Genomic DNA, 16458 nt, shown 5'->3' on the forward strand with positions numbered 1-16458 from the left:
TCAACCAGCCTGCGGGTACCGGCCCGACTTCGCCTGTTGTCGGTGCTTGACTCCGGTGAGTACGGACGGCGCCGCCGCAGCGCTCAACACGACCCACCCCCGCGAAGATCGGCATGGGGCCAACGTCTAGAGTGGCGTGGTACGCGCAAGCCTTCACCGGGCATTCACGCCTCCATGACCCTCCGGGTACGAGGGATGCCCCCGCGAAGCTTGCTGGGAATTTCTCTGTCAGGGGTGTGCGTGACGGCCGTCGAGTCCCGACCCGCCGGGGTCGTCTTGACTCCCAGCCCGGGGGGCCATCGGCCGTTCGGGGCCCGCGTCAAGGCATTCGTGGCGCTGACCAAGCCGCGGATCATCGAGCTGCTTCTCATCACCACCGTACCGGTGATGTTCCTGGCCGCGCAGGGCGTGCCGGACCTCTGGCTCGTGATCGCCACGTGCGTCGGCGGATACCTCTCCGCGGGCGGTGCCAACGCGCTCAACATGTACATCGACCGCGACATCGACGCCCTGATGGACCGCACCGCGCAGCGCCCGCTGGTCACCGGCATGGTGTCGCCGCGAGAGGGCCTGGTCTTCGGCATGACCCTGGCCGTGGTCTCCACGCTCTGGTTCGGACTTCTCGTCAACTGGCTGTCGGCGGCCCTGGCGCTCGGCGCGCTCCTCTTCTACGTGGTCGTCTACACGATGCTGCTGAAGCGGCGCACCGCGCAGAACATCGTCTGGGGCGGCATCGCCGGCTGCATGCCGGTGCTGATCGGCTGGTCGGCCGTCACCGACTCCATGTCGTGGGCCGCCGTCGTCCTCTTCCTCGTCATCTTCTTCTGGACGCCGCCGCACTACTGGCCGCTGTCGATGAAGGTGAAGGAGGACTACGCGCGCGTGGGCGTGCCCATGCTCCCGGTGATCGCCTCGAACAGGGTCGTAGCCCGGCAGATCGTCGTCTACAGCTGGGTGATGGTGGCGGTCTCGCTGCTGCTGACCCCCCTCGGCTACACCGGCTGGTTCTACACGGCGGTGGCGCTGGCGACCGGCGGCTGGTGGCTCTGGGAGGCGCACGCGCTGCAGAGCCGTGCCAAGGCCGGGGCGACGGGCGGGAAGCTCAAGGAGATGCGGCTGTTCCACTGGTCCATCACCTATGTCTCGCTGCTGTTCGTCGCCGTCGCCGTGGATCCCTTCCTGCGCTGACCGGCCGCCCCGGGGCGCCCCGGGCACGGCGTGGCCGAGGCCACGTGGCCGGGCGGTCGCCAGTCGATCTACCCGCGAGTAGCATCCTGGTCATGGCAGACACCCAGGTTGACGAGAAGCAGTCCGCGAAGGCCGAGCGGAAGGCGGCGAAGCTCGCCAAGCAGATCGGCGCCTTCGCCAAGGCGCACGGCGGCGCCGAGGGCCAGCTCGCGTACATCGGCCAGACGGGCACCCGCATCGTGCTCGTCGGCGAGGACGGCGGCTGGGGCGACCTGGTCGCGCCGACCCACGAGATCGCCGTCAGGGCCGCGGAGAAGTCCGGCATCACCCTGCACGAGTCGTTCGACGGCGACTTCGCGCTGAAGGTCCGCACCGGACCGTACGAGTGGACCCGGATGGCCGGCATCCAGATCGGCGGTCCGTCGAACGGCTGACCGCTCCGTGCCCTGCGGGGGCACGGGAGAGCGGCCGTTGCGGCCCGGGGCAACACCTCGCGCGGGGCTCACCCGTTAGGAGGGGTGGAACGACGTCCACCGCTGGGAGCCCCGGATGATCGACACGCCGTCCTTGGTGGATCAGTACTGCCACGGCGTCCTCCGCACGGAGCTGGGCCTCGGTGCCTTCGAGGCCCACCTCGGCAGGACCGCCGGGCCGCCCGCACCCGGGACCACCTTCTTCGACACCCAGACCGGCTTCGCCGTACGCCGCTGGTGCCCGCCGCTGCTCGGCCTCGAACCCCACTGCCCGCCCACGCACTACCTCGCGCGCCGACGGGAGCTCGGCGTCCTCGAAACCGGCAGGCGGCTGCTGCGGGCCACCGGGATCTCCACCTACCTCGTGGACACCGGACCGCCCGGGGACCTCACCGGAGTGCCCGAGATCGCGGCCGCGGGCAGGGCGGACGCCCATGAGATCGTGCGCCTGGAACTGCTCGCCGAACAGGTCGCCGACACCTCGGGCACCGTCGACTCGTTCCTCGCCAACCTCGCCGAGGCCGTGCACGGCGCGGCCGACTCGGCCGTCGCCTTCACCTCCGTCGCCGTACGGCACGGGGTCTCCCTCGTGCCCGAGCCACCGGGGCCCGGCGAGGTGCGCGGTGCCACCGGGCGCTGGCTGGACGGCCGGACGGTCGGCGGCCGGCTCACCGACCCCGTGCTGCTGCGCCATCTGCTCTGGGTCGCCGTCGCCTCGGGGCGGCCGCTGCAGATCCACGTCGGGGTGGGCGATCCGCTGTCGCTGACCGGCTTCGCGGCGGCCACCGCGGGTCTCGGCACCGACCTGGTGCTGCTGCACGGCTATCCGTACCACCGCCACGCCGCGCATCTGGCGAGCGTCTTCCCGCACGTGTACGCCGACGTCGGGCCCGCCCTGGCCCACACCGGGGCGGGAGCGGCGGCCGTCCTCGCCGAAACCCTCGAACACGCCCCCTTCGGGAAGCTGCTGTTCTCCAGCGGGGCCCGGGGGCTGCCCGAGCTCCATGTCATCGGCGCCAGGATCTTCCGGGAGGCGCTGGACCGGGTGCTCGGCGGCTGGGTCGGGGGCGGCGCCTGGTGCCGGGCGGACGCCCGGCGGGTCGCCGGGATGATCGCGGCGGACAACGCCCGCCGCGTCTACGGGCTGGCCGGCTGAACCGAACCGGCCGGATCAGGCCGCCGTGAGGGCGGCGTCCGGCGCGGCCGGGGCACCCGGGGCGTCGAACGGACGCTCCCGCAGGCTCAGGGCCAGGCGCAGCACGGCGATCCACATCAGCGAGGACCCGAGCATGTGCGCGCCGACCAGCAGTTCCGGCACGTCGGTGAAGAACTGCACATAGCCGACGGCGCCCTGCGCGATCAGAACGAAGATCAGCTCCCGGGCGCGCGCCCGGGTGTCGTCGGGCGCGTCCACGATCCGCAGCGCCAGCCACATCCCCACGGCGAGCACGCACACCAGCCAGGCCAGCGCCGCGTGCACATGGGCCGCGTCCACCCAGTCGAACGGCATCCTCGGCACGTCGCTGCTGTCGCCCGCGTGCTTGCCGGAGCCGGTCACCACGGTGCCCGCCGCGATCAGCAGTCCCGCCGCGCCGGTCAGCGCCCAGGACAGCCGCCGCACGGGAAGCGGGACCCGGGGCCGGGGCGCACGGTCGCCCTCGCCCGCCCGGATCCAGGTGACCGTGGCCACCGTCAGCAGCGCGTTCGCCGCCAGGAAGTGCCCGGCGACCGTCCAGGGGTTGAGCCCCGCCCACACGGTGATGCCGCCGAGGACCGCGTTGCTCGTCACCACCCAGAACTGGGCCCAGCCGAGCCGGGTGAGCCCCCGCCGCCAGGGCTTGGTGGAGCGCGCCGCGATGATGGCCCAGCCGACCGCCGCGGACAGGACGTACGTCAGCATCCGGTTGCCGAACTCGATGGCGCCGTGGACGCCCTGTTCGGGCGTCGCGAACAGACTGTCGTCCGTGCACTTCGGCCAGGTGTCGCAGCCGAGTCCGGAGCCGGTCAGCCGGACCGCGCCGCCGGTGACGATGATGACCACGCTCATCACGACGGGTGCGAGCGCGGCGCGCCGGAGGGTCTCGGGGGACGGCGTCCAGCGCTTGGCGATGTAGGCGAGGGGGGTTTGCACGGCGACTATCGTAGAGGGGCGCTTGTGCGTGTTTTCACGAGGGGCCCCGGGGTGTCGTCGGCAGGCCGTTCCGGGGGCCGGAGGCGCTCATTCCCAGCGGAAGAACCTCGCCGCCGCGGCGAGTCCCAGCACCGCCCAGCCCGCCAGGATCCCCAGATCGCCCCACGGCAGCGCCGCGCCGTCCCGGAGCACGTCGCGCAGCCCGTCGGACAGCGCGGAGATCGGCAGCAGCGAGAGGACCGTCTGCGCCGCGTCCGGGAATCTGTCCAGTGGCACGATCACCCCGCCGCCGACCAGCAGCAGGATGAAGACCAGATTGGCCGCGGCGAGCGTCGCCTCGGCCCGGAGCGTGCCGGCCATCAGCAGACCCAGGCCCGAGAAGGCCGCGGTGCCCGCGACGAGCAGCAGCGCCACGGCGACCGGACCGCCCCGCGGCGACCAGCCGAGCCCGAGGGCGATCAGCGTCAGCAGCGCGACCTGCAGGACCTCCGTGACCAGGACGGCGAGCGTCTTGGCCGCCATCAGCGCCCAGCGGGGGAGCGGGGAGGCGCCCAGCCGCTTCAGCACGCCGTAGCGGCGCTCGAAGCCGGTGGCGATCGCCTGTCCCGTGAAGGCGGTGGACATCACGGCCAGCGCCAGGACCCCGGGAGCGAGGAAGTCGACGGCCCGGCCCCCGCCCGTGTCGACGATGTCGACGGTCGAGAAGAGCACCAGCAGCAGCGACGGGATGATCACCGTCAGCAGCAGCTGCTCGCCGTTGCGGAGCAGCATCCGCGTCTCCAGCGCCGCCTGCGCCGCGATCATCCGGACGACCGGCGCACCGCCCGGCCTCGGGGCGTACGTACCCCTGCCGCCGGGCGATTCCGGTGTGCCCGACGTCCGGTCCGTGGTCACCTCAGCGGTCACGACCGCAGCTCCTTCCCCGTGAGCTCCAGGAAGACGTCCTCGAGGGTGTGGCGCTCCACCGAGATGCCGTCCGGCATCACCCCGTGCTGCGCGCACCAGGAGGTGACGGTGGCGAGCAGCTGCGGGTCGACGGTGCCGCTGATCCGGTACGCGCCCGGCGTCAGCTCGGCCGCCGCGGTGCCGTCCGGCAGCGCCTTCAGCAGGGAGCCGAGGTCCAGGCCGGGACGGCCGGTGAAGCGGAGCGTGTTCTCGGCGCCGCCGCGGCACAGCTGCTCGGGGCTGCCCTGGGCGGCGACCCGGCCCGCGTCGACGATCGCGACGTCGTCGGCGAGTGCTTCCGCCTCGTCCATGAAGTGCGTGGTCAGCACGACCGTCACCCCGTCGGCGCGCAGCTCGCGCACGAGGTTCCAGGTGGCGCGCCGGGCCTGGGGGTCGAGTCCGGCGGTCGGCTCGTCCAGGAAGACCAGTTCGGGGCGTCCCACGACGGCCATGGCCAGCGCCAGCCGCTGCTGCTGGCCGCCCGAGAGCCGCCGGTACGCCGTCCGGCCGCAGGAGCCGAGGCCGAGCCGTTCGACCAGGGCGTCCACGTCGAGGGGGTGGGCGTGCAGCTTCGCCATGTGGCGCAGCATCTCGTCCGCTCGGGCGCCCGAGTACACGCCGCCGGACTGCAGCATCACACCGATCCGCGGGCGTAGCCGCGCGGCGTCGGCGACCGGGTCGAGGCCGAGGACGCGGACCGTGCCGGAGTCGGCGCGGCGGTAGCCCTCGCAGGTCTCGACGGTGGTGGTCTTCCCGGCCCCGTTCGGGCCGAGGACGGCGGTGACCGTGCCGGTGCGGACGTCCAGGTCGAGCCCGTCCACCGCGGTTCTGGCTCCGTACCGTTTGACCAGGCCCCGTACCCGGACGGCGGACTCGTTGTTCATGCCGGGCAGTCTAGGGAGGGGTGAGGGGCCACCGGCGCCCCGGGGCGGGATCCCGGCCCGGGGGAGGGCACGGATCCGGCCACCCGCCGTGGTGCCCGGGAGGTGGTGGCCGCAGCCTCGGGACGGCGCTGCGCAAGGCGCTCCGGGAGGGACGAATCGCCGGTCAGCGGGGGTGGGCGGGCACCGGGTGCGCCCTCCGCCGGCCCGTGCCGGACGCCGCCGGATCGATCCCACGGCTGATCGTTTCCGCAGGTCAGGTTAGGTTTCCCTAAGTGATGCACGGCACCGCCCGCCCGGCGGGGCGCGGCTTGTCAGTCTCTCGGGAATTACGCAACAATGGCGTTGTGAAAAACGGCGGAGCTGTGGGGGAGTCCCCCCAGGAGGAGCTCGCGACCGGGGAGCGGTCCACCCGCAACCGGGTCGCGCGGTCGATCCTGGACCACGGCCCGTCCACCGTCGCCGATCTCGCCGGGCGTCTCGGACTCACCCAGGCCGCCGTGCGCCGTCATCTGGACGCACTCGTCTCAGACGACGTCGTCGCGGCCCGTGAGCAGCGCGTGTACGGCGCCCGCACCCGCGGCAGGCCCGCCAAGGTCTTCGCGCTCACCGACTGCGGTCGGGATGCCTTCGACCAGTCCTACGACGTGCTCGCCGTGGACGCCCTCCGCTGGATCGAGGAGAACGCGGGAGGCGAGGCCGCCGTAGCGGCCTTCGCCCGTGACCGCATGGAGGCCCAGGCCGAGGCGTACCGCCGGGCCGTGGAGGCCGCCGATCCCGAGGCGCGTACCGATGCTCTGGCCAGGGCGTTGACCGCGGACGGGTACGCTGCCACGGCGCGTAACGCTCCGGTCGGCGAGCAGCTGTGTCAGCACCACTGCCCCGTCGCCCATGTGGCCGAGCGGTATCCGCAGCTGTGCGAGGCGGAGACCGAGGTCTTCTCCCGTCTGCTCGGCACGCACGTACAGCGTCTGGCCACCATCGCCCACGGCGACGGCGTGTGCACGACCTTCATCCCGAAGGCCGGCCACCGGCCCGACGGCCGGCCGGCCGACGGATCCGGCGGGACCAGCACGACCAGCAACACCGACAAGACCACTTCGCAAGCATCTGCAAGCACGGCCGGGAGGAACCCCGCATGACTCTCCCCACGGAGACTGCCCACCCTGAGCTCGAGGGCCTGGGCAAGTACGAATACGGCTGGGCCGACTCCGACATCGCGGGCGCGTCCGCGAAGCGCGGCCTCTCGGAGGACGTGGTCCGGGACATCTCCGCGAAGAAGTCCGAGCCCGAGTGGATGCTGAAGATGCGTCTGAAGGGCCTGAGGCTCTTCGACAAGAAGCCCATGCCGAACTGGGGCTCCGACCTCTCCGGCATCGACTTCGACAACATCAAGTACTTCGTTCGGTCCACGGAGAAGCAGGCGGAGTCCTGGGAGGACCTGCCCGAGGACATCAAGAACACGTACGACAAGCTCGGCATCCCCGAGGCCGAGAAGCAGCGCCTCGTGGCCGGTGTCGCCGCGCAGTACGAGTCCGAGGTCGTCTACCACCAGATCCGCGAGGACCTGGAGGAGCAGGGCGTCATCTTCCTGGACACCGACACCGCGCTGAAGGAGCACCCTGAGCTCTTCAAGGAGTACTTCGGCACGGTCATCCCCGCCGGTGACAACAAGTTCGCCTCGCTGAACACCGCGGTGTGGTCCGGCGGCTCCTTCATCTACGTGCCGAAGGGCGTGCACGTCGAGATCCCGCTCCAGGCCTACTTCCGGATCAACACCGAGAACATGGGCCAGTTCGAGCGGACGCTGATCATCGTCGACGAGGACGCCTACGTCCACTACGTCGAGGGCTGCACCGCCCCGATCTACTCCTCGGACTCGCTGCACAGCGCCGTGGTCGAGATCATCGTCAAGAAGGGCGCCCGCTGCCGCTACACGACCATCCAGAACTGGTCGAACAACGTCTACAACCTGGTCACCAAGCGCGCCGTGGCGTACGAGGGCGCGACCATGGAGTGGGTCGACGGCAACATCGGCTCCAAGGTCACGATGAAGTACCCCGCCGTGTACCTGATGGGCGAGCACGCCAAGGGCGAGACCCTGTCCATCGCCTTCGCGGGCGAGGGCCAGCACCAGGACGCCGGCGCCAAGATGGTCCACATGGCGCCGAACACCTCGTCGAACATCGTCTCCAAGTCGGTGGCGCGAGGCGGCGGCCGCACCTCGTACCGCGGTCTGATCGAGATCGGCGAGGGTGCCCCCGGTGCCAAGTCCAACGTGCTCTGCGACGCTCTGCTCGTCGACACGATCTCCCGGTCCGACACCTACCCGTACGTCGACGTCCGCGAGGACGACGTCTCCATGGGGCACGAGGCCACCGTCTCCAAGGTCTCCGAGGACCAGCTCTTCTACCTGATGAGCCGCGGCCTCTCCGAGGACGAGGCGATGGCGATGATCGTGCGCGGCTTCGTCGAGCCGATCGCCAAGGAGCTGCCCATGGAGTACGCCCTGGAGCTCAACCGGCTGATCGAGCTGCAGATGGAGGGCGCGGTCGGCTGACGCCGGCGCCCCACCCGCAGCGACGCAGAATTCTCACGTAGGAAGCGAGCAACACGACAGCCATGGCTGAGGCTCAGAACATCCCGGTGGGCTCCACCACCGCCGGCTCGATCGCGGTGGCCGCGGAGTCGACCGTCGCCACGCGCATGAGCGCGCCCCCGTCCTTCGACGTGGCGGACTTCCCGGTCCCGCACGGCCGCGAGGAGGAGTGGCGGTTCACGCCGCTGGAGCGCCTGAAGGGCCTCCACGAAGGCACCGCACGGGCCGACGGTTCGATCAAGGCGGAGGTGAACGCCCCCGACGGCGTCACCGTCGAGTCCGTCGGCCGTGACGACGCGCGCATCGGCAGGGCGGGCACGCCCGTCGACCGCGTCGCCGCGCAGGCGTTCTCCTCGTTCGAGAAGGCCACCGTCGTCTCGGTCCCCAAGGAGACGGTCCTGGCCGAGCCGGTGCGGGTCACCCTGCACGGCGAGGGCGGCACCACCTTCGGGCACACGGTCTTCGAGATCGGCGCCTTCTCCGAGGTCGTCATCGTCATCGACCACACCGGTGACGCCGTTCGCGCCGCCAACGTGGACTTCCTGATCGGCGACGGCGCCAAGGTCACCTTCGTCTCCGTCCAGGACTGGGACGACACGGCGGTGCACTGCTCGCAGCACAACGCGCTCGTCGGCCGTGACGCCACCTTCAAGTCGGTCGTGATCACCTTCGGCGGCGACGTCGTGCGCCTCCACCCCCGTGTCGAGTACGCGGGTCCGGGCGGCGAGGCCGAGCTGTTCGGCCTGTACTTCACCGATGCCGGCCAGCACCAGGAGCACCGCCTCCTGGTCACCCACAACACGCCGCACTGCAAGTCCAACGTCGTCTACAAGGGCGCGCTCCAGGGCGACGACGCGCACGCCGTCTGGATCGGTGACGTCCTCATCGAGGCCAGGGCCGAGGGCACCGACACCTACGAGATGAACCGCAACCTGGTTCTGACCGACGGCGCCCGCGTCGACTCCGTGCCGAACCTGGAGATCGAGACCGGTGAGATCGTCGGCGCCGGCCACGCCTCCGCCACCGGCCGCTTCGACGACGAGCAGCTCTTCTACCTGATGGCCCGGGGGATCCCGGAGGCCGAGGCCCGCCGCCTCGTCGTCCGCGGCTTCTTCGCCGAACTCGTCCAGCAGATCGGTCTGCCGGACGTGGAGGAGCGCCTCATCGCCAAGATCGAGGCGGAGCTGGAGGCGTCCGTCTGATGGCCTTCGTCCGCGCCTGTGGGCTGAGCGAGCTGGAGGAGGACACCCCGAAGCGGGTGGAACTCGACGGCACGCCGGTCTCCGTCGTCCGTACGGAGGGCGAGGTGTTCGCGATCCACGACATCTGCTCGCACGCGAACGTCTCCCTCTCCGAGGGCGAAGTGGAGGACTGCCAGATCGAGTGCTGGCTGCACGGCTCCAGCTTCGACCTCCGCACCGGCAAACCGTCCGGCCTTCCCGCGACGCGCCCCGTCCCCGTGTACCCCGTAAAGATCGAAGGGGACGATGTGCTCGTCTCCGTCACCCAGGAGTCCTGAGTCACCCATGGCAACGCTTGAAATCCGCGACCTGCACGTCTCCGTCGAGGCCGAGAACGGCCCCCGGGAGATCCTCAAGGGCGTCGACCTGACCGTTAAGCAGGGCGAGACCCACGCCATCATGGGCCCCAACGGCTCCGGCAAGTCGACCCTCGCCTACTCCCTCGCGGGCCACCCCAAGTACACGATCACCGGTGGCACCGTGACCCTGGACGGCGAGGACGTCCTGGAGATGTCCGTCGACGAGCGCGCCCGCGCCGGCGTCTTCCTCGCCATGCAGTACCCGGTCGAGGTCCCCGGTGTCTCGGTCTCCAACTTCCTGCGCACCTCCGCCACCGCGATCCGCGGCGAGGCGCCCAAGCTGCGTACCTGGGTGAAGGAGGTCAAGGAGACCATGGCGAGCCTCCAGATGGACCCCTCGTTCGCCGAGCGGAACGTGAACGAGGGCTTCTCCGGCGGGGAGAAGAAGCGCCACGAGATCCTCCAGCTGGAGCTCCTCAAGCCGAAGATCGCGATCCTCGACGAGACGGACTCCGGCCTCGACGTCGACGCGCTGCGCACGGTTTCCGAGGGGGTCAACCGCGTCCGCGAGACCGGTGAGGTCGGCACCCTGCTGATCACCCACTACACGCGCATCCTGCGCTACATCAAGCCCGACTTCGTCCACGTGTTCGCGAACGGCCGCATCGCCGAGTCCGGCGGAGCCGAGCTCGCCGACAAGCTCGAGGCCGAGGGCTACGAGGCCTACACGAAGGGTGGCGTATCCGCGTGACACAGATGCCGGGCCTCCTCGACACCGAGGCGATCCGCAAGGACTTCCCGATCCTGGACCGCGTGCTCCACGACGGCAGGAAGCTCGTGTACCTGGACAACGCGGCGACCTCGCAGAAGCCGCGCCAGGTGCTGGACGCGGTCGCCGAGTACTACGAGCGCTACAACGCCAATGTCCACCGCGGAGTGCACGTGCTCGCCGAGGAGGCCACGGCACTGTACGAGGGCGCTCGCGACAAGGTCGCCTCCTTCGTCAACGCGCCGAGCCGCGACGAGGTGATCTTCACCAAGAACGCGTCGGAGTCGCTGAACCTCGTGGCGAACATGCTGGGCTGGGCCGACGAGCCCTACCGCGTGGACCGCGAGACCGAGATAGTCATCACGGAGATGGAGCACCACTCCAACATCGTTCCTTGGCAGCTGCTGGCCCAGCGCACCGGCGCGAAGCTGAAGTGGTTCGGCCTCACCGACGACGGCCGCCTCGACCTCTCCAACATCGAGGAGGTCATCACGGAGAAGACGAAGATCGTCTCCTTCGTGCTGGTCTCCAACATCCTGGGGACGGTCAACCCGGTCGAGCAGATCGTCCGCCGGGCGCAGGAGGTCGGCGCGCTCGTCCTGGTCGACGCCTCGCAGGCCGCCCCGCACATGCCGCTGGACGTCCAGGCCCTCGGCGCCGACTTCGTCGCCTTCACGGGCCACAAGATGTGCGGCCCGACCGGCATCGGCGTGCTCTGGGGCCGCCAGGAGCTGCTGGAGGACCTCCCGCCGTTCCTGGGCGGCGGCGAGATGATCGAGACCGTCTCGATGCACTCGTCGACGTACGCCCCGGCGCCGCACAAGTTCGAGGCCGGGACGCCCCCGATCGCCCAGGCCGTCGGCCTCGGTGCCGCCGTGGACTACCTCGACGCGATCGGCATGGACCGGATCGCGCAGCACGAGCACGCGATCACCGAGTACGCCGTCCAGCGGCTGCAGGAGGTCCCCGGCCTGCGGATCATCGGCCCGGTCACGGCCGAGGACCGCGGCGCGGCGATCTCCTTCGTGCTCGGGGACATCCACCCGCACGACGTGGGGCAGGTGCTCGACGAGCAGGGCATCGCCGTCCGGGTCGGCCACCACTGCGCACGGCCGGTGTGCCTCCGGTACGGAATTCCCGCGACCACCAGGGCGTCGTTCTATCTGTACTCCACGCCCGGCGAGGTGGACGCCCTGGTCGACGGCTTGGAGCACGTCCGTAACTTCTTCGGCTGAGGGGCCTGACGTGAAGCTTGATTCGATGTACCAGGACGTCATCCTGGACCACTACAAGCACCCGCACGGGCGGGGCTTGCGGGACGGCGACGCCGAGGTGCACCACGTCAACCCCACCTGCGGCGACGAGATCACGATGCGGGTGAAGTACGACGGCACACGTATCGAGGACGTCTCCTACGAGGGGCAGGGCTGCTCCATCAGCCAGGCGTCGGCCTCCGTGCTGAACGAACTGCTCGTCGGCAAGGAGCTCGCCGAGGCGCAGAAGATCCAGGCGACGTTCCTGGAGCTGATGCAGTCCAAGGGCCAGATCGAGCCGGACGACGCGATGGAGGAGGTGCTGGAGGACGCGGTCGCGTTCGCCGGCGTCTCCAAGTACCCGGCGCGCGTGAAGTGCGCCCTCCTGAGCTGGATGGCATGGAAGGACGCGACGGCGAAGGCGCTGTCCGAAGGGAAGACCGCATGACTGAGAACCGCGAGACCACGGCGGAGAAGGACTGGCCGGACGAGGAGACCTTCTCCTCCGAGGCCGCGGCGCCGACGGGCGCGAAGGCGTCCGAGGAGGAGGTCCGCGAGGCCCTGTACGACGTCGTCGACCCCGAGCTGGGCATCGACGTGGTCAACCTCGGGCTGATCTACGGCATCCACATCGACGACGCCAACATCGCGACCCTGGACATGACGCTGACGTCCGCGGCCTGCCCGCTGACGGACGTGATCGAGGACCAGGCGAAGGCCGCGACCGACGGCATCGTCAACGAGTTGAAGGTCAACTGGGTCTGGATGCCGCCGTGGGGACCGGACAAGATCACGGACGACGGCCGTGAGCAGCTGAGGGCGCTCGGCTTCAACGTCTGAGACCCTTCGGCCCCGCCCCGACACCCGGGGCGCGGTGCCGTGGCGCGCTCCGGCACGGAGGCCTCCGTCACAGGAGGCCGTCCGTCGTGGGAGGGCGTCCGGGACGTCCGGGGCACGGAGACGTGATGGTCCACGGGACCGGTACGGCCGTGCCCGCCAGGCAGACTGGCGGGCACGGCCGTTCGTGCGTACGGGCCCCGTCCCGGGGTCAGCCGGCGACCGGCGGGGCCGACGGACGCGGTCCCGTACCGCCCGCCGCGGAGGCCAGCACCGGCGCCAGGTTCTCGACGCGGATGCGCTGGTCGACGTAGAGGAGCCCGGTCACCAGCTGGGGGAACGTCGAGGTGACGATCTGCGCGACCAGCTGGCCGACCATGGCCAGGGCGAGCCAGCCGGACATCCCGACGAGGAGCGTCGCGAGGTCCTCGCCCTCGTCCAGCGGCGCGGTACCCGCCATCGGGAAGACGCTCGCCACGTCGACCGCCTCGCGGATCACGATGCTCACCACCGCCGCCATCAGATAGCCGAGCAGCGAGATCCCGAAGATCCGCCACCAGCCGCCGCGCACCAGGTCCCAGGAGCGGCGCATCGAGCGGATCGGGCCCTGTCCCTCGAAGACCGCGACGTGGGCGGCCAGGCTGAACTTCACCCAGAGCCAGACCGTGACCGGCGCGGTGGCCAGTACCCCGAGGAAGCCGAGGGCGGCGAGCCCGCCCGCCGCGCCGCCGTCTCCGTCCAGCGAGGACAGCAGGCCGACCGTGACGGCCACGAAGCCGAACATCAGCAGGGCGATGGGCACGAGAGCGATCAGGCCGGTGAGGAGGACGGTTCCGAGCACCGCCGGAACCCTCGCCCAGGCCCGGCGCCAGACCGCGCCGAAGACGACCGGCCGGCCGAGAACCGTGTCCTGGAGGACGGCGGGGACCGCGGCCGTGACCACCCCCGTGGACAGGAGCATCACCACGAGGGCGAACACCCAGACGCACACGAACGCGACGACCAGGGGCTGAACCTGGTCCCAGGAAGGCTCCCCGCTCCGGGGCAGGTCGATGATCTCGTGCAGCCGGTCTCCGACCGCCGAGTACGCCACCGCGATCGCCCCGCCGACCAGCAGCGCGGCGGCGAGGTAGACGGCGACGGCCGTGCCGTACAGCTGCTTCCAGCCACGGCCGATCGATGCGAACACGCCGGCCAGGACGTCACCGAGATCGAGCGGACGCAGCGGTATCACTCCCGGCTTCGGTGCCGGGGGAGGTCCCCAGCCGCCCCAGCCGGGCCCCCCGCCGTATCCCGGCGTCCCGCTCCAGCCCGAAGGGTGGCCGTGGCCGGGCACACCACCCGAGCCTGGTGTGCCGTCGTACGGTCCGGATCTCGGCCCCATGTTGTCCGGCATGTGTCTTGCCCCCCACCCAGTCGCCTCATCTGACCGGGACACGGTAGCTGTCCCGAACACATCGGAGGACGCCGGTACCCGTCTCCTCGTGTACGACCGGGCCCCTTGTTGTGTACGGTCGTACACATGGCATACGGACTGCTGGCCGCAGCGATCGCGGCGGAGGTCGCCGGCACCACGGCGATGAAGTACAGCGAGGGCTTCACCCGGCTCTGGCCCTCACTGGTCACCGTCATCGGGTACATGATCGCCTTCGTCCTGCTTGCGCAGACACTGAAGACGCTCTCCGTCGGTACGGCGTACGCGATCTGGGCGGGCGTCGGAACCGCCGCCGTCGCGGCGATCGGCATGGTGTTCCTGAACGAGTCCACCAGCCTCGTGAAGATCGCCGGCATCGCGCTGGTCGTCGCGGGTGTCGTCGTGCTCAACCTCGGCGGCGCGCACTGATGGGACGCCGGTACGACCCCGATCGGCGCCAGCGCATCATCGACGCCGCCATCCGGGTGGTCGGGCGCCGCGGCATCGCCGGACTGAGCCACCGCACGGTCGCCGCCGAGGCGGACGTGCCGCTCGGCTCGACGACGTATCACTTCGCCTCGCTGGACGAGCTGCTCGTCGCCGCGCTGCGCCAGGCCAACGAGAGCTTCGCGGCCGCCGTCCGGCACAGCGGGGCCCTCGCGGACCCCGGCCGGGATGCGGCCGCTGAGCTGGCCCGGCTGATGGGGGAGTGGCTCGGGCGCGAGCGGAGCGGGGTGGAGCTGGAGTACGAGCTCTATCTCGCCGCCCTGCGCCGCCCCGCGCTGCGCCCCGTCGCGGCGGAGTGGGCCGACGGCGTCGCCGAGGTGCTCGCCCGCCGCAGCGACCCGGTGACGGCCCGGGCCCTGGTGGCGCTGATGGACGGGATCTGCCTCCAGGTCCTGCTCACGGACACCGTCTACGACGAGGAGTACACGCGCGAGATGCTGGACCGGCTCCTGTCCGCCGGGCGGGTCGCCGACCGGTCCGGTCTGACGGACGGGCCGCCGGGGCGCACGACCGGCACCTGAGACCGGTTCGCCCCCGCCCGGCCCCGCCGGTTAGGTTCTTCTCATGACTGACTCGCCCGACAGCACCACCGCACCTCGCCCCACCGGCGCCGTCGCCGCCGGCCTCGCCACCATCGCCGGTGACGGCACCGTGCTCGACACCTGGTTCCCCGCCCCGGAGCTCTCCGCCGAGCCCGGCCCTGCCGGTACCGAGCGGCTCACGCCCGACCAGGCGGTCAACCTGCTCGGTGAGGGCGCCGCCAGGGCCGTCGGTGTGGACGCCCGGCGCGAAGTCGAGGTCGTCGCCGTACGCACGGTCATCGCCTCGCTCGACGAGAAGCCGATCGACGCGCACGACGCCTACCTGCGCCTCCACCTGCTCTCGCACCGGCTCGTGCGCCCGCACGGCCAGAGCCTCGACGGGGTCTTCGGGCTGCTCGCCAACGTCGCCTGGACCTCCCTGGGACCGGTCGCCGTCGACAACGTCGAGAGGGTGCGGCTCAACGCCCGTGCCGAGGGTCTCCACCTCCAGGTGACCTCGATCGACAAGTTCCCGCGGATGACGGACTACGTGGCGCCCAAGGGCGTCCGGATCGCCGACGCCGACCGCGTCCGGCTCGGTGCGCATCTCGCCGAGGGCACCACGGTCATGCACGAGGGCTTCGTCAACTTCAACGCGGGCACCCTCGGCACCTCCATGGTCGAGGGCCGTATCTCCGCCGGCGTGGTGATCGGCGACGGCTCCGACATCGGCGGCGGCGCCTCCACCATGGGCACGCTCTCCGGCGGCGGCAACGTGGTCATCGCCGTCGGCGAGCGCTGTCTGATCGGTGCCGAGGCGGGTGTCGGGATCGCGCTCGGCGACGAGTGCGTCGTCGAGGCCGGTCTGTACGTCACCGCGGGCACCCGGGTCACCATGCCCGACGGACAGATCGTCAAGGCCCGTGAGCTGTCCGGCGCCTCGAACATCCTCTTCCGCCGGAACTCGGTGACCGGCGCCGTCGAGGCCCGTCCGAACAACGCGGTCTGGGGCGGCCTCAACGAGGTGCTCCACAGCCACAACTGAGGTCCGCGGCCGCCGCCCCGGGGACCGGAGGTCCACTCCCCGGGGTTCGCCGACGCTTTCGGGTGACTCCACGTGACCTCCGGCGCCGCCGGACGGATGAACAGGTGACCGTGGAGTCCTACGAAACGCCAAGGCGAGGAATCGACATGAAGACCAGGCCGGTCGTGCTCGGAACGCTGACGCTGTGGGCCGTGGCGGGACCGTGCGGGCTCGCGCACGCCGACGAGACCCACAGCGACTCGCACAACGCCCCGGTGGTGGCGCTGGTCTCGACCGGCCAGATCGACGATCCCCTCGAGGACGTCCTGGAGCACGCCGCAGTCCTCGGCTCGACCTACGTGTACGACTGAGCCCG

General features: G+C 70.9%; 19 protein-coding genes. 15 read left to right on the top strand and 4 right to left on the bottom strand.

From position 1 onward, the window contains the following. Positions 1–240 precede the first annotated feature (240 nt). The 3 genes from FEF34_RS30140 to FEF34_RS30150 all read left to right on the top strand — a co-directional run bounded on the left by FEF34_RS30140 (position 241) and on the right by FEF34_RS30150 (position 2817). Positions 241–1188 (top strand): heme o synthase, encoded by a 948-nt coding sequence (locus FEF34_RS30140; protein WP_138055974.1) that lies wholly within the window; start codon positions 241–243, stop codon positions 1186–1188. A 92-nt stretch (positions 1189–1280) separates the two neighbouring features. Further along, positions 1281–1622 (top strand): hypothetical protein, encoded by a 342-nt coding sequence (locus FEF34_RS30145; RefSeq protein ID WP_138055975.1) that lies wholly within the window; start codon positions 1281–1283, stop codon positions 1620–1622. A 115-nt stretch (positions 1623–1737) separates the two neighbouring features. Beyond that, complete coding sequence (locus FEF34_RS30150; protein WP_138055976.1) at positions 1738–2817, top strand: amidohydrolase family protein; 1080 nt, start codon at positions 1738–1740, stop codon at positions 2815–2817. Positions 2818–2832: 15 nt separating this feature from the next. Here FEF34_RS30150 and FEF34_RS30155 read toward each other — a convergent pair whose 3' ends face one another. The 3 genes from FEF34_RS30155 to FEF34_RS30165 form a co-directional block, all read right to left on the bottom strand. Next, positions 2833–3792 carry a COX15/CtaA family protein gene (locus tag FEF34_RS30155; protein WP_171053148.1) on the bottom strand — a complete coding sequence of 320 codons (960 nt, stop codon included), beginning with the start codon at positions 3790–3792 and terminating at the stop codon, positions 2833–2835. Positions 3793–3879: 87 nt separating this feature from the next. Next, entirely contained in the window at positions 3880–4596 is a 717-nt protein-coding gene (locus tag FEF34_RS30160; RefSeq protein ID WP_138057812.1) for an ABC transporter permease, read from the bottom strand. Positions 4597–4694: 98 nt separating this feature from the next. Further along, positions 4695–5621, bottom strand: a complete 927-nt coding sequence (locus FEF34_RS30165; protein WP_138055978.1) for an ABC transporter ATP-binding protein — start codon at positions 5619–5621, stop codon at positions 4695–4697. 344 nt (positions 5622–5965) lie between these two features. Here FEF34_RS30165 and FEF34_RS30170 point away from each other — a divergent pair, with 344 nt between their 5' ends. The 8 genes from FEF34_RS30170 to FEF34_RS30205 all read left to right on the top strand — a co-directional run bounded on the left by FEF34_RS30170 (position 5966) and on the right by FEF34_RS30205 (position 12619). Further along, positions 5966–6760, top strand: coding sequence for a helix-turn-helix transcriptional regulator (locus FEF34_RS30170; protein ID WP_138055979.1), 795 nt, complete (start codon positions 5966–5968; stop codon positions 6758–6760). Beyond that, complete coding sequence (gene sufB / locus FEF34_RS30175; protein ID WP_138055980.1) at positions 6757–8178, top strand: Fe-S cluster assembly protein SufB; 1422 nt, start codon at positions 6757–6759, stop codon at positions 8176–8178. The genes FEF34_RS30170 and sufB overlap by 4 nt, the downstream gene beginning before the upstream one ends. 62 nt (positions 8179–8240) lie before the next feature. Beyond that, the gene (gene sufD / locus FEF34_RS30180) at positions 8241–9419 is read left to right on the top strand and encodes a Fe-S cluster assembly protein SufD (protein WP_138055981.1); all 1179 of its coding nucleotides are present in this window, start codon (positions 8241–8243) and stop codon (positions 9417–9419) included. Further along, positions 9419–9736, top strand: coding sequence for a non-heme iron oxygenase ferredoxin subunit (locus FEF34_RS30185; protein WP_017948817.1), 318 nt, complete (start codon positions 9419–9421; stop codon positions 9734–9736). Before sufD ends, FEF34_RS30185 begins: the two co-directional genes overlap by 1 nt. A 7-nt stretch (positions 9737–9743) precedes the next feature. Beyond that, complete coding sequence (gene sufC, locus FEF34_RS30190; protein ID WP_138055982.1) at positions 9744–10508, top strand: Fe-S cluster assembly ATPase SufC; 765 nt, start codon at positions 9744–9746, stop codon at positions 10506–10508. Then, positions 10505–11761 (top strand): cysteine desulfurase, encoded by a 1257-nt coding sequence (locus FEF34_RS30195; protein WP_138055983.1) that lies wholly within the window; start codon positions 10505–10507, stop codon positions 11759–11761. Before sufC ends, FEF34_RS30195 begins: the two co-directional genes overlap by 4 nt. Positions 11762–11771: 10 nt before the next feature. Next, complete coding sequence (sufU, locus tag FEF34_RS30200; protein ID WP_138055984.1) at positions 11772–12227, top strand: Fe-S cluster assembly sulfur transfer protein SufU; 456 nt, start codon at positions 11772–11774, stop codon at positions 12225–12227. Next, a complete protein-coding gene (locus FEF34_RS30205) occupies positions 12224–12619 on the top strand; it encodes a metal-sulfur cluster assembly factor (RefSeq protein ID WP_138055985.1) in 396 nt (131 codons plus the stop codon). Before sufU ends, FEF34_RS30205 begins: the two co-directional genes overlap by 4 nt. A gap of 208 nt (positions 12620–12827) precedes the next feature. Here FEF34_RS30205 and FEF34_RS30210 read toward each other — a convergent pair whose 3' ends face one another. Further along, entirely contained in the window at positions 12828–13805 is a 978-nt protein-coding gene (locus FEF34_RS30210; RefSeq protein ID WP_234042615.1) for a DUF7847 domain-containing protein, read from the bottom strand. Positions 13806–14138: 333 nt separating this feature from the next. Here FEF34_RS30210 and FEF34_RS30215 point away from each other — a divergent pair, with 333 nt between their 5' ends. The 4 genes from FEF34_RS30215 (at position 14139) to FEF34_RS30230 (ending at position 16453) form a co-directional block, all read left to right on the top strand. Beyond that, positions 14139–14459 carry a DMT family transporter gene (locus FEF34_RS30215; RefSeq protein WP_234042616.1) on the top strand — a complete coding sequence of 107 codons (321 nt, stop codon included), beginning with the start codon at positions 14139–14141 and terminating at the stop codon, positions 14457–14459. Beyond that, complete coding sequence (locus FEF34_RS30220; RefSeq protein WP_138055987.1) at positions 14459–15058, top strand: TetR/AcrR family transcriptional regulator; 600 nt, start codon at positions 14459–14461, stop codon at positions 15056–15058. Before FEF34_RS30215 ends, FEF34_RS30220 begins: the two co-directional genes overlap by 1 nt. Positions 15059–15101: 43 nt before the next feature. Then, complete coding sequence (dapD, locus tag FEF34_RS30225) at positions 15102–16103, top strand: 2,3,4,5-tetrahydropyridine-2,6-dicarboxylate N-succinyltransferase (protein ID WP_138055988.1); 1002 nt, start codon at positions 15102–15104, stop codon at positions 16101–16103. 146 nt (positions 16104–16249) lie between these two features. After that, positions 16250–16453, top strand: a complete 204-nt coding sequence (locus FEF34_RS30230) for a hypothetical protein (protein ID WP_138055989.1) — start codon at positions 16250–16252, stop codon at positions 16451–16453. Positions 16454–16458: the final 5 nt, after the last annotated feature.

Origin of the sequence: Streptomyces marianii (assembly GCF_005795905.1) — a bacterium.
GTDB lineage: Bacteria > Actinomycetota > Actinomycetes > Streptomycetales > Streptomycetaceae > Streptomyces > Streptomyces marianii.

Coding starts and splice junctions, on each gene's coding strand:
- FEF34_RS30145 (WP_138055975.1), top strand. CDS start 1,281: ATGGCAGACACCCAGGTTGACGAGAAGCAGTCCGCGAAGGCCGAGCGG.
- FEF34_RS30150 (WP_138055976.1), top strand. CDS start 1,738: ATGATCGACACGCCGTCCTTGGTGGATCAGTACTGCCACGGCGTCCTC.
- FEF34_RS30160 (WP_138057812.1), bottom strand. CDS start 4,596: ATGATCGCGGCGCAGGCGGCGCTGGAGACGCGGATGCTGCTCCGCAAC.
- FEF34_RS30165 (WP_138055978.1), bottom strand. CDS start 5,621: ATGAACAACGAGTCCGCCGTCCGGGTACGGGGCCTGGTCAAACGGTAC.
- sufB (WP_138055980.1), top strand. CDS start 6,757: ATGACTCTCCCCACGGAGACTGCCCACCCTGAGCTCGAGGGCCTGGGC.
- sufD (WP_138055981.1), top strand. CDS start 8,241: ATGGCTGAGGCTCAGAACATCCCGGTGGGCTCCACCACCGCCGGCTCG.
- FEF34_RS30185 (WP_017948817.1), top strand. CDS start 9,419: ATGGCCTTCGTCCGCGCCTGTGGGCTGAGCGAGCTGGAGGAGGACACC.
- sufC (WP_138055982.1), top strand. CDS start 9,744: ATGGCAACGCTTGAAATCCGCGACCTGCACGTCTCCGTCGAGGCCGAG.
- FEF34_RS30205 (WP_138055985.1), top strand. CDS start 12,224: ATGACTGAGAACCGCGAGACCACGGCGGAGAAGGACTGGCCGGACGAG.
- FEF34_RS30215 (WP_234042616.1), top strand. CDS start 14,139: ATGGCATACGGACTGCTGGCCGCAGCGATCGCGGCGGAGGTCGCCGGC.
- FEF34_RS30220 (WP_138055987.1), top strand. CDS start 14,459: ATGGGACGCCGGTACGACCCCGATCGGCGCCAGCGCATCATCGACGCC.
- dapD (WP_138055988.1), top strand. CDS start 15,102: ATGACTGACTCGCCCGACAGCACCACCGCACCTCGCCCCACCGGCGCC.
- FEF34_RS30230 (WP_138055989.1), top strand. CDS start 16,250: ATGAAGACCAGGCCGGTCGTGCTCGGAACGCTGACGCTGTGGGCCGTG.